At 65.3% G+C, this 12,072-nt stretch carries 9 protein-coding genes; all 9 read left to right on the plus strand.

The annotated features are described in order from the left end of the window. The first annotated feature begins 29 nt into the window (after positions 1-29). The 9 genes from J7573_RS12960 (at position 30) to J7573_RS13000 (ending at position 12,032) form a co-directional block, all read left to right on the plus strand. Entirely contained in the window at positions 30-779 is a 750-nt protein-coding gene (locus tag J7573_RS12960) for an SDR family oxidoreductase (protein WP_294335373.1), read from the plus strand. Further along, positions 772-1,527 (plus strand): SDR family oxidoreductase, encoded by a 756-nt coding sequence (locus tag J7573_RS12965; RefSeq protein WP_294335374.1) that lies wholly within the window; start codon positions 772-774, stop codon positions 1,525-1,527. Before J7573_RS12960 ends, J7573_RS12965 begins: the two co-directional genes overlap by 8 nt. A gap of 230 nt (positions 1,528-1,757) precedes the next feature. Then, a complete protein-coding gene (locus J7573_RS12970) occupies positions 1,758-3,833 on the plus strand; it encodes a hydantoinase/oxoprolinase family protein (RefSeq protein ID WP_294335376.1) in 2,076 nt (691 codons plus the stop codon). A 23-nt stretch (positions 3,834-3,856) separates the two neighbouring features. Next, complete coding sequence (locus J7573_RS12975) at positions 3,857-5,521, plus strand: hydantoinase B/oxoprolinase family protein (RefSeq protein ID WP_294335378.1); 1,665 nt, start codon at positions 3,857-3,859, stop codon at positions 5,519-5,521. 3 nt (positions 5,522-5,524) lie between these two features. Beyond that, positions 5,525-6,727, plus strand: a complete 1,203-nt coding sequence (locus tag J7573_RS12980; protein WP_294335380.1) for a pyridoxal phosphate-dependent aminotransferase — start codon at positions 5,525-5,527, stop codon at positions 6,725-6,727. 26 nt (positions 6,728-6,753) lie between these two features. Then, entirely contained in the window at positions 6,754-7,566 is an 813-nt protein-coding gene (locus J7573_RS12985) for an NAD(P)-dependent oxidoreductase (protein ID WP_294335382.1), read from the plus strand. Positions 7,567-7,613: 47 nt separating this feature from the next. Further along, positions 7,614-8,810 carry an FAD-dependent oxidoreductase gene (locus tag J7573_RS12990; protein WP_294335384.1) on the plus strand — a complete coding sequence of 399 codons (1,197 nt, stop codon included), beginning with the start codon at positions 7,614-7,616 and terminating at the stop codon, positions 8,808-8,810. A 25-nt stretch (positions 8,811-8,835) separates the two neighbouring features. Further along, complete coding sequence (locus J7573_RS12995) at positions 8,836-10,521, plus strand: thiamine pyrophosphate-binding protein (protein WP_294335385.1); 1,686 nt, start codon at positions 8,836-8,838, stop codon at positions 10,519-10,521. A 62-nt stretch (positions 10,522-10,583) separates the two neighbouring features. Then, positions 10,584-12,032 carry an NAD-dependent succinate-semialdehyde dehydrogenase gene (locus J7573_RS13000; RefSeq protein ID WP_294335387.1) on the plus strand — a complete coding sequence of 483 codons (1,449 nt, stop codon included), beginning with the start codon at positions 10,584-10,586 and terminating at the stop codon, positions 12,030-12,032. Positions 12,033-12,072: the final 40 nt, after the last annotated feature.

The raw sequence follows: 12,072 nt of genomic DNA on the forward strand, positions 1-12,072 counted from the left end.
ACGTAAAGACTCAATCGCGGAGGTGTTGTGTGGACAATCAAACTGTTGTGATCGTAGGTGGTGCCTCGGGTCTGGGCCTGGAAACAGCCCGGCTGATGGTCAAGCGCGGCGCCGGCAAGATCGGCCTGATCGACCGTAACGAGCAATTGCTGGTACAAGCGGCCGAGGAACTGCGCGGCCAGGGCGTGGAGGTGGCCATCGCGGTCGGCGACATCGCTCGCAAGGACACTGCCCATGCCGCCTTTGGCGAAATCGTCAATGCCCTGGGCCGGGTGCACTGCCTGGTCAACAGCGCGGCGATCTACCCGCGCAAGGACATCTTCGAGATCACCGACGAAGAGTGGGACCTGGAAAACGCCGTCAACATCAAGGGCACCTACCACATGATGGTCGCTGCCGTACGCCACATGCAGCAGTACGTCGCCGCGCCGGCGGTGACCGGGCGCATCGTCAACGTGACCTCGGTGGACGCCTTCAAGGCGCACCCGCAGAACGCCCACTACGCCGCCACCAAGGCGGCGGTGGTGAGCCTGACCAAGTCCTTTGCCCAGGCCTGTGCCAAGGACCAGATCCTGGTCAACTCGGTGGCCCCGGCCGGTTTCGCCACCGAGCGTGCCAAGCAGCTGGGCTTCCTCGGCGAACTGGCCGCAGCCAACCCCCTGGGCCGCGCTGCAGAGCCTGCGGAAATCGCCGAATGGATCGTGATGATGGGCAGCAGCCGCAACAGCTATGCCACCGGCGAGAACGTCATCGTCAGCGGAGGTTACATCTATGCCTGAAGTCGCATTCCCCGAGGGCTACCAGCGCGCGCTGGTGACCGGGGCCACCAGTGGTATCGGCAAGGCCATCGTGCTGGCGCTGCGCGATGCCGGATTGCAGGTGATTGCCGTTGGCCGTAGCCAGGAAGCGCTGGCGGAGCTGGCGCGCGAGCCGGGTGTCAGCACTCTGCAGGCCGATGTGCGCGACTATCGGTCGTTGAGCGCTGCGCTCGAAGGGCAGGCAGTGGATGTGCTGGTCAACAATGCCGGGATTCTCTCCACCCGGGCAGCATTCCAGGACATCGACGAGGCCGAGATCGACAACATGCTCGACATCAACCTCAAGGCGCCGTTGCACCTGGCGCGCCAGGTGTTGCCGGGCATGGTCGGGCGGGGCAGGGGGCATCTGTTCTTCATCGGCTCCAGCGCTGGCCGCGCACCGCACCCGGGGGCGGCGGTGTATGGCGCTTCCAAGGCCGGGGTGAGCCTGTTCTGTGACGCCTTGCGCTGCGACTTGCTGGGTAGCGGCGTGCGGGTGACCGAGATTGCGCCGGGGCGGGTGCAGACCCAGCTGTACAAGGCCGCCATGGGCATGCAGGCGGCGGGCAGCGAGCTGTATGACGGCTATGAATCGATCCAGCCGGAGGACATTGCCGCGCTGTTGCTGGCGGCATTGAAGATGCCGCGGCAGGTGGATGTGTCGCGCCTTGAGGTATTCCCCACAGCGCAGGCGGTGGGTGGCGGGCGGATGGTCAAGACCGGCAATTGATCCGGCAGCTACTTTGACTGTGCCGGCCTCTTCGCGGGCAAGCCCGCTCCCACAGGAATCATGCATTCCTCAGGGAGCGTGGGGACCTGTGGGAGCGGGCTTGCCCGTGAGGAGGCCGGCACAGATTTTAAGTAAATAGGTGCTTGACCACCTGTAAGACAACATATAACTTACATGAAGACCGCTTCAGCGGATCGGTACAACTACAAAGCATTGCAGGGGATATGACGATGACTGCGACATCATGCCGGGTCGGCGTGGACATAGGCGGCACCTTCACCGATATCGCGCTGGACGTGGACGGCGTGCTGCATTCGACCAAGATCCTGACCGACTACGAGCTGCCCGAACGGGCCATCCTCACTGGCGTGCGCCAGGTGGTGGAGCAGGCCGGCCTCACGCTCGCGGATATCGACCAGCTGATCCACGGCACCACCCTGGCCACCAACGCCCTGATCGAGCGCCGTGGCGCGCGCACCGCCTTCATCACCACCGAAGGCTTCCGTGACACCCTGGAGATGCGCACCGAAAACCGCTTCGAGCAGTACGACATCAACATCGCCCTGCCGCCGCCGCTGATCGATCGCGAACACCGCTACACCCTGCGCGAACGCCTGGACGTCAAAGGCCAGGTGCTGATCGCCCCGCAGCAGGCCGAAATCGACGCGCTGATCGAGCGCATCGCCGAAGGCAACTACGAGAGTGTCGCCATCGGTTTCCTGCACAGCTATGTCAATGGCGCCCACGAACGCCAGCTGCGCGATGCCCTGCAGGCGCGCCTGCCGCAGCTGTCGATCTCGATCTCCAGCGAAGTCTCGCCGCAGATGCGCGAGTTCGAACGCTTCAACACCGTGTGTGCCAACGCCTACGTCAAGCCGCTGATCAAGTCCTACCTGGACCGCCTGGTGGTCACGCTGAAGAAGGAAGGCGCCGATTGCCCAGTGTTCATGATCCATTCCGGTGGCGGCATCATCTCGGTGCAGAGCGCGGCCGAGTTCCCGGTGCGCCTGGTCGAGTCGGGCCCTGCCGGCGGGGCGATCTTCGCTGCCGACATCGCCCGCCGTTACGCGCTTGAGAATGTGCTGTCGTTCGACATGGGCGGCACCACGGCGAAAATCTGCCTGATCGAAGACCAGGTGCCGAAAACCGCAAAGACCTTCGAGGTGGCGCGTACCTACCGCTTCAAGAAGGGCAGCGGCATGCCGATTTCCATCCCGGTGGTGGAAATGGTCGAGATCGGTGCCGGTGGTGGCTCCATCGCCAGCATCGATAGCATGCGCCAGATCCGCGTCGGCCCGCACAGCGCGGCGTCCGAACCTGGCCCGGCCTGCTATGGCCGTGGCGGCCTGGAGCCGACCATCACCGATGCCAACCTGCTGCTCGGCCGCCTGGACGCCGACAACTTCGCGGGTGGCGCCTTGCGCTTGTCCACCTTGGCTGCCGGCAATGCCATGGCGCGGGTGATTGGCCAGCCCTTGGGGATGAAACCCGAAACCGCAGCCTTCGGCGTCTGTGAAGTGGTCGACGAGAACATGGCCAACGCCGGCCGGGTACATGCGGTGGAAAGCGGCAAGGACATCGCCGACTACACCATGATCACCTTCGGCGGCGGCGGCCCGCTGCATGCCGCAAGGCTGTGCGAAAAAATGGGCGTGGCCCGTTTCATCGTCCCGGCCGGTGCCGGCGTGGGCTCGGCCATTGGCTTCCTGCGCGCACCCTTTGGCTACGAAGCGGTACGCAGCTCGTTCGTGCGTCTGTCCGAGTTCGACGCGGTGGCCATCAATGGCCTGATCGCGGAAATGAAAGCCGAATCGCTGGGCTTCCTGCGCCAGGGCATGCCCGAGGGCGAGCCGGAAATGGAATGCACGGCGTTCATGCGTTATGTCGGCCAGGGCTGGGAAATCCCCGTGGCGCTGCCGTTCAAGGCCTTCAGCGCAGCAGACACCGCACAGTTCAGGGCGCTGTTCGAAGAGGCTTACACGCGCTTCTTCGGTCGCCCCATCGAAGGCCCGGACATCGAGATCGTCAGCTGGTCGGTCAAGGCCAGCTCGCCGCTGCCGCCGGTCGAGCGCATCGAGGAGGTGGGCGCTGCCTACCGTGCCCATGAAGTCGCTCGCCGCCAGGTGTTCGATGTGGCTGCCGGTGGTTTCGTCGAGGCCGCCATCCACCCGCGTGAAGAGCTGCAGGTCGGTGCCCGCGTCGATGGCCCTGCCATCATCGTCGAGCGCGAGACCTCGACCTTCGTCACCTCCAACTTCACCGCCACGGTCCAGCCAGACGGCTGCCTGCTGGTCGTGCGCCGCTAACGCCTGATTCGGAAGCCAGAACCATGAGCGATACTTTGATCGACATTCAAATGCAGGTGATGTGGAACCGCCTGGTCTCGGTGGTCGAAGAACAGGCCCTGACCCTGATCCGCACGGCCTTCTCCACCAGCGTACGCGAGGCGGGCGACCTGTCTGCCGGGGTGTTCGACCGTGCCGGCAACATGCTCGCCCAGGCCGTGACCGGCACCCCGGGCCACGTCAACACCATGGCCGAGGCGGTGGTGCACTTCATCAACGACATCGGCGAAGACAACATCTTCGAAGGCGACGTGTACGTGACCAACGACCCGTGGAAGGGCACCGGGCACCTGCACGACATCACCATCGTTTCGCCGTCGTTCTACAAGGGCAGGCTGATCGGCTACTTCGCCAGTACCGCCCACGTGGTCGACATCGGTGGCCGCGGTTTCGGCCCGGATGCTCGCGAAGTGTACGAGGAAGGCCTGTTCATCCCGATCATGAAGCTGTTCGAGCGCGGCAAGGTCAACCGCGACCTGATCAACATCCTGCGCAACAACGTGCGCGAGAATGACCGGGTGGTGGGCGACTTCTATGCGCTGTCGGCGTGCAACGAGACGGGCCACAAGCGCCTGCTCGACATGCTCGAAGAGTTCAGGCTGGACGACCTGGAGCACATCGGCGGTTTCATTCTCGAGCACAGCCGCCGCGCCACGCTGGAGTGCTTCAAGTCGCTGCCCCATGGCACCTACAGCAATAGCATGACCCTCGACGGCTACGACGTGCCGGTGACCCTGGCCGTGACCATCACCGTTGGCCCGGACGGTATCAAGAGCGACTTCACCGGCACCTCGGGGATGAGCCAGTTCGGCATCAACGTGCCGCTGGGTTACGCCAAGGCCTATGCCTGTTACGGCCTCAAGTGCATCGTCGCGCCGGAGATCCCCAACAACACCGCGTCGCTGGCGCCGTTCGAAGTCACCGCGCCGGAAGGTTGCATCCTCAATGCCAAGCACCCGGCACCGGTGTCGGTGCGCCATGTGCTCGGCCACTTCGTGCCCGACCTGGTGCTCGGCGCGCTGCACAAATGCCTGCCGGGCAAGGTGCCGGCGGAAGGTGCCAGCGCCTTGTGGAACCTGCACCTGAGCGTGCGCCCGCTGGAGACCAACCCCAACGGCCGCAACGCTGAGATGCTGATGTTCAACAGCGGCGGCATGGGCGCTCGCTCGGCAATGGACGGCCTCAGCGCCACCGCCTTCCCCAGCGGCGTGCACACCATGCCGGTAGAGGCCACCGAGCACGCCGGCCCGGTGGTGGTCTGGCGCAAGGAACTGCGTGAGGGCTCCGGTGGGGCGGGTGAGTTGCGCGGCGGCCTGGGCCAGGAAATCGAAGTGTCCGCGGCCGAGGGCTACAGCTTCCGGTTCAGTGCCATGTTCGACCGCATCCAGTACCCGGCACGCGGCCTGGCTGGCGGACAGCAGGGCGCCGAAGGCTTCGTTGGCCTGGACGACGGCACCTTGCTGCGCGGCAAGGGCCAGCAGTTCGTACCGGCCGAACGCCGCCTGGTGCTGCGCCTGCCCGGTGGCGGCGGTTACGGCGACCCGCGCCAGCGCGACCGCCAGCAGGTCGAGCGCGACTTGCGCTTTGGCTACATCAGTGCCGAACAGGCCCGTGACGACTACGGCTTCGATGCCGCCCAGGAGCGCTGAACCATGGAAATCCAGAGCAGCCGCGTACGCGCGGTAAAGAGCTCGCCGAGCATGGCGGTGTCGGTACTGGCCAAGCAGATGCTGGCCAAGGGTGAGCCGGTGATCAACCTCGCGCTGGGCGAGCCGGACTACAACGTCCCGGCCCATGTGATCGAGGCTGCCTACCAGGCCATGCTGGCCGGCAACAACCACTACACCGCGCCCAATGGCATGGAAAGCCTGCGCCAGGCCATCGTCGACAAGTTTGCCCGGGAAAACGACCTGGCCTATGGCCTGGACGAAATCTGTGTGGGCAATGGTGCCAAGCAACTGTTGTTCAACGCCTTCCTCGCCACCCTGGAAACAGGCGATGAAGTGATCACGCCGGCGCCGTACTGGGTCTCCTACACCGACATGGCACTGCTCAACGGCGGCGTGCCGGTGGTCATCCCGTGTGGTGCCGAGCAAGGCTTCAAGGTCACCCCGGCGCAGCTGGAAGCCGCCATCACCCCGCGCACCCGCTGGGTGATGCTCAACTCGCCGAACAACCCGAGCGGGGCGATCTTCACCCGTGATGAGCTGGCGGCCCTGGGCAAGGTGCTGGAGCGCCACCCGAACGTGCTGATCATCTCGGACGAGATCTACGAGCACATCGTGCTGGGCGACCAGCCGTTCGTGTCGTTCGTCACGGCCTGCCCGCAACTGCGCGAGCGCACCCTGCTGATCAACGGCGTGTCCAAGGCCTATGCCATGACCGGCTACCGCCTGGGCTACGCGGCAGGCCCCAAGGACCTGATCGTGGCGATGAACAAGACCCAGTCGCAGACCACCACCTGCCCGTCGAGCATTTCGCAGCTGGCAGCGGTGGCGGCACTGAACGGTCCGCAGGACTTCGTGCGTGACGCCAACCGCGAATACCAGGCGCGTGGCGAGCTGGTGATGCGTGGCCTGGCGCAGATCCCGGGGCTCAAGCTGGCGATGCCGCAGGGCGCGTTCTACGCCTTCCCCGAAGTCAGCGCCTACATCGGCAAGCGCACGCCGGATGGCCAGCAGATCAGCAACGATACCGAGCTGTCGGCCTATTTGCTGCGCGTCGGCAAGGTGGCCACGGTGCCGGGCTCGGCGTTCGGTGTCGAGCCTTACGTACGCCTGTCCTTCGCCACCTCGCGCCAGGAGCTGGAACAGGCGCTGGGCCAGTTGCGCGAAGCGTTCGCGGCGCTGGCCTGAACACACGAATCGAACAGAGGTAAACCATGAGCAAGCCATTCAAACGTCTGCTGATCACCGGTGCCGCCGGGCGCCTGGGCAGCGTGCTGCGCAAGCACCTGGCGCAGTACGCCGACGAATTGCGCCTGACCGACATCGCCGACCTGGGCCAAGCCGCGCCGCACGAAGAGCTGGTCCGTTGCGACCTGGGCAACTTCGATGACGTGCTGCCGCTGACCGAGGGTGTCGACGCCATCGTGCATGCCGGTGGCGTGCCGGTCGAGGACACCTTCCAGAAGATCCTCAACGGCAACATCGTCGGCACCTACAACATCTACGAGGCCGCCCGGCGCAATGGCGTCAGGCGCGTGGTGTACACCAGTTCCAACCACGCCATCGGCTTCTACGACCGCACCGAGACCATCGACGCCGCCGCCGCGCACCGCCCGGACAGCCTGTACGGCGTGAGCAAATGCTTCGCCGAGGACCTGGGCCGCTACTACTGGGACAAGTTCGCCATCGAGTCGGTCAACCTGCGCATCGGGTCGTCGTTCCCCGAGCCACTGGACCGGCGCATGCTCGCCACCTGGCTATCGTTCGACGACTTCGCCCAGCTCACCGAGCGCGCGCTGCTGGCGCCGCGGGTTGGCCACATGATCGTCTACGGCATGTCGAACAACCGCGAAAGCCTGTGGGACAACCGCCTGGCTTCGTCCATCGGTTATGTGCCGAAGGACAGCGCCGACGACTACCGCGAGAAGGTGCTCGCCGAGCATCCGCCGCTCAAGCCCGACGAGCCGGCTGCGCGTTACCACGGCGGTAACTTCGCCGGCGCCGGCCACTTCGAAGACCCGAAGTAACCAAAGGCCCCACAGGGTTTCCTGCTATCTCTTGGAGAGCTTGATTCATGGCTTCCACCGCTAAACAACAGAACTACGATGTGGTGATCGTCGGCGGCGCGGTCAACGGCAGCGCCACCGCCTACTTCCTGGCCAACAACCCGGACTTCAAGGGCTCGGTGCTGGTCATCGAGCGCGACTGGACCTACAACAAGTCGGCCACCGCGTTGTCGAGCAGTTCGATCCGCCAGCAGTTTTCCAACCCGATCAATATCGAAATCTCCAAGTTCGGCGCCGAATTCGTGCGCAATTTCCCGGACGTGATGGAGGTGGACGGCGACCGTCCGGACCTGGCCTTCCACGAAAACGGCTACCTGTTCCTGGGCGATGACAAGGGCTATGAAGTGCTGCGCCGGCTGCACGATACCCAGGTGTCCCACGGTGCCGACGTGCACCTGCTCGACCCCGAGCAACTGCAGCGCAAGTTCCCCTGGGTCAATATCGACAGCCTGGCCGGTGCCAGCTATGGCCAGAGCGGCGAAGGCTGGTTCGACAGTCTGGGCATGCTCAACGGCTTCCGCCGCAAGGCGCGCTCGATGGGGATCGAGTACATCGAGAACGAAGTGGTCGGCGTCCAGCGTGAAGGCGACCGCATCACTGGCGTACAGCTGGCCAGCGGCGAGCGCATCGGCTGCGGCCTGCTGGTCAACTGTGCCGGCACCCGCGGTACCAAGGTCGCGCGCATGGCCGGCCTGGATATCCCGGTCGAGCCGCGCCGCCGCTCGCTGTTCGTGTTCGACTGCCGCACCCCGCTGCAAGGCACGGTGCCGCTGACCATTGACCCGACGGGGGTGTTCTTCCGTCCGGAGGGCAAGTTCTACCTGGGCGGCACCTACCCGAAAAACGACCCGGAAGTGGACTTCGAGGACTTCGAGGTGCTGCACGCCGAGTTCGACGAAGAAGTCTGGCCAATCCTCGCCGAGCGCGTGCCGGCGTTCGAAGGCATCAAAGTGGTCAACTACTGGGCCGGGCATTACGACTTCTGCGTGCTCGACCACAACGCCATCGTCGGCCCACACAACGAAGTGAGCAACTTCCTGTTCTGCAACGGCTTCAGCGGCCATGGCCTGCAGCAGGCGCCGGCCATCGGCCGCGGCCTGTCCGAGCTGATCACCTACGGCGGCTACCGCTCGCTCGACCTGGGCGCGCTGAGCTACCAGCGGGTGATCGACAACAAGCCGTTCCTGGAAGATTCGGTCATCTGAGCGCACTGCCTGAGGGAGAACAACAATGAGCAACTCCGAAGTGAAACGCAGTGGCGGCCAGGTGCTGGTCGACGCGCTGCGGGTGAATGGCGTCGAGCGTGCGTTCTGCGTGCCCGGCGAAAGCTACCTGGCGGTGCTCGACGCGCTGCATGACGTGCAGGACCAGATCGACCTGATCGTCTGCCGCCAGGAAGGCGGGGCGGCCTACATGGCCGAGGCCTATGGCAAGTTGACCGGCAAGCCGGGCATCTGCTTCGTCACTCGCGGCCCAGGCGCTACCAATGCCTCGGTGGGCGTGCACACCGCCTTCCAGGACTCCACGCCGATGCTGCTGTTCATCGGCCAGGTGGCCCGCGACCAGATCGAGCGCGAAGCCTTCCAGGAAGTGGACTACCGGCGCATGTTCGGCCAGATGGCCAAGTGGGTGGTGCAGATCGACGATGCCGCGCGCATCCCCGAACTGGTCAACCAGGCCTTCCAGCGCGCCATCAGTGGCCGCCCCGGCCCGGTGGTGGTGGCATTGCCCGAAGACATGCTGACCGATCTGGTCCAGGTGCCGGATGCCTTGCCGGCCAAGCGGGTGGAGGCGGCGCCGGCACCTGAGGCCCTGGGTGAGCTGCAGCAGTTGCTGGCCAAGGCCGAGCGCCCGCTGGTGATTGCCGGCGGTGGAGGCTGGACTGCCGAAGCGGTAGCCGACCTGAAGGCCTTCGTGCACACCCAGAACCTGCCGCTGGCGGCCTCGTTCCGCTGCCAGGACCTGTTCGACAACACCGACCCGCACTACGCCGGTGACCTGGGCCTGGCGGCCGGCCCGGTACTGGTAGAAGCGGTCAAACAGTCCGACCTGCTGATCGTGATCGGCGCGCGCCTCGGCGAGATGACCACTGGCGGCTACGCGCTGGTCGATATCCCTACGCCGAAACAAGCCCTGGTGCATGTGCACGCCAGTGCCGAAGAGATCGGCCGGGTTTACCAGCCGGCCCTGGGCATCAACGCAGGCCCGGGCAGCTTCCTGCGTCAGGCCAACATCCTCGGGCCGGTGCGCGCGGATGCCTTCGCCGACTGGGTGGCCCGCCTGAACAGTGGCTACCGTGGCAACTTCGAAACGCCGCGCTCGCCGGGCGATGTGCAGATGAGCGAAGTGATCGCCTGGCTGAACAAGGCGCTGCCGGCAGACAGCATCCTCACCTGCGGTGCCGGCAACTACACCGGGTGGGTGCACCGCGGTTACCAGCACCAGGTATTCCGCACGCTGCTCGGGCCTACCAACGGTTCGATGGGCTATGGCGTCCCTGCGGCGGTGGCAGCCAAGCTGACCTACCCGCAACGCACGGTGGTGGCCTTTGCCGGTGACGGTTGCTTCCTGATGAATGGCCAGGAGCTGGCCACGGCGGTGCACTATGACGCCCGGCTGATCACCCTCGTGGTCAACAACGGCATGTACGGCACCATCCGCATGCACCAGGAGCGCAGCTACCCAGGCCGCGTCTCGGGCACCGAGCTGCATAACCCGGACTTCGCCGCGCTGGCCCGTGCCTATGGGTTGTACGGCGAAACCGTGACCCGCACCGAAGACTTCGCGGGTGCCTTCGAGCGCTGCCAGGCGTCGGGCAAGCCGGCGCTGATCGAGATCCAGGTCGACCCCGAAGCCCTGACCCCGCGCATGACCCTCAGCCAGATCCGCGACAAGGCCCTGCAGGCCAAGCGCTGATTCGCCTCAGGTGGGGCGCGGTCCGGCCCCACCTTTTTTCCTTTCCGAACGAGCCAATCGACATGAACCTTGCCGATCACGATCTGCTGCGTGAAGTTTGTTATATCGACGGAAAATGGCTGGCGGCCGACAGCGGCCAGCGCATTGCCGTGACCAGCCCGGCCACCGGTGCCGTGCTCGGCCATGTGCCGCGCATGGGGGTGGATGAAACCCGTCGCGCCATCGCCGCCGCCGAGCGTGCCTTGCCGGCCTGGCGCGCGCTCACGGCCAAGGAGCGCGCGGCGCGGCTGCAAGCCTGGTTCCGCGAAATTCTCGCCCATCAGGAAGACTTGGCGCGGATCATGACCGCCGAGCAGGGCAAACCACTGGCCGAGTCCCGTGGCGAAATTGCCTTTGCTGCGGCCTATGTGGAGTTCTATGCCGAGGAGGGCAAGCGCCTCTACGGCGATGTGATTCCTTCGCCCAGTGCCGACCGACGCTTGATCGTCACCAAGGAACCCATCGGTGTGTGCGCGGCGATCACGCCGTGGAATTTCCCGGCGGCGATGATCACCCGCAAGGCTGCACCAGCGCTGGCCGCCGGTTGCACGCTGGTGCTCAAGCCCGCCTCGCAGACGCCCTTCAGTGCGCTGGCGCTGTGCGTGCTGGCTGAGCGTGCGGGCATTCCTGCGGGTGTGTTGAGCGTGATCACAGGCGATTCGGCCGCTATCGGCGGCGAGCTGACGGCCAGCCCGACCGTGCGCAAGCTGTCGTTCACCGGCTCCACGCCGATCGGTATCCAGTTGCTGCAGCAGTCGGCGGCGACGGTGAAGAAGGTGACCCTGGAACTGGGTGGCAACGCGCCCTTTATCGTGTTCGATGACGCTGACCTCGAGAAGGCGGTGGAAGGCGCGCTGATCGCCAAGTTCCGCAACAGCGGGCAGACCTGCGTGTGCGCCAACCGTTTCTATATCCAGGATGGCATTTACGAGCGCTTCGTTGCGCGCTTTGCCGAGCGGGTGCGCGAGCTGGTAGTGGGGCAAGGCGATGTGCCGGGTACCCAGGTCGGGCCGATGATCGACGGGCGTTCCGCCAGTGGCGTCGAGCGCCTGGTGGGCGAAGCGGTGGAGGCGGGCGCGCGGGTGGTGGCAGGTGGGCGTCGCCATGCGTTGGGCGAGGCGTTTTTCGAGCCGACCTTGCTGGCCGATGTGACACCGGACATGCGTGTGGCGCGTGAGGAGATTTTCGGCCCGGTAGCTCCGATCTTCTGCTTCAGCAGTGAAGAGGAAGTGATTGCCCAGGCGAACGACACCGAGTTCGGCCTGGCTTGCTACCTGTATGCGCGGGATGTCGGGCGAATCTGGCGGGTGTCCGAGGCCTTGGAATACGGGATGGTCGGGGTCAATGTCGGGGTGGTGGCGACCGAAGTGGCGCCGTTTGGCGGGGTCAAGGCTTCGGGGCTGGGGCGGGAAGGGTCACGGTACGGGATCGAGGATTATCTGGAGATCAAGTACGTGTGCCTGGGGCTCTGAGGTGTTCCTGAACCACTGATGTTGTCTGCATCGGCCTCTT

Origin of the sequence: Pseudomonas sp., assembly GCF_017744435.1 — a bacterium.
Lineage (GTDB): Bacteria > Pseudomonadota > Gammaproteobacteria > Pseudomonadales > Pseudomonadaceae > Aquipseudomonas.

Excerpts from the sequence above, each read along its gene's own strand:
- J7573_RS12980 (WP_294335380.1), top strand. The coding sequence starts at position 5,525 with ATGGAAATCCAGAGCAGCCGCGTACGCGCGGTAAAGAGCTCGCCGAGC.
- J7573_RS12965 (WP_294335374.1), top strand. The coding sequence starts at position 772 with ATGCCTGAAGTCGCATTCCCCGAGGGCTACCAGCGCGCGCTGGTGACC.
- J7573_RS12975 (WP_294335378.1), top strand. The coding sequence starts at position 3,857 with ATGAGCGATACTTTGATCGACATTCAAATGCAGGTGATGTGGAACCGC.
- J7573_RS13000 (WP_294335387.1), top strand. The coding sequence starts at position 10,584 with ATGAACCTTGCCGATCACGATCTGCTGCGTGAAGTTTGTTATATCGAC.
- J7573_RS12985 (WP_294335382.1), top strand. The coding sequence starts at position 6,754 with ATGAGCAAGCCATTCAAACGTCTGCTGATCACCGGTGCCGCCGGGCGC.
- J7573_RS12995 (WP_294335385.1), top strand. The coding sequence starts at position 8,836 with ATGAGCAACTCCGAAGTGAAACGCAGTGGCGGCCAGGTGCTGGTCGAC.
- J7573_RS12990 (WP_294335384.1), top strand. The coding sequence starts at position 7,614 with ATGGCTTCCACCGCTAAACAACAGAACTACGATGTGGTGATCGTCGGC.
- J7573_RS12970 (WP_294335376.1), top strand. The coding sequence starts at position 1,758 with ATGACTGCGACATCATGCCGGGTCGGCGTGGACATAGGCGGCACCTTC.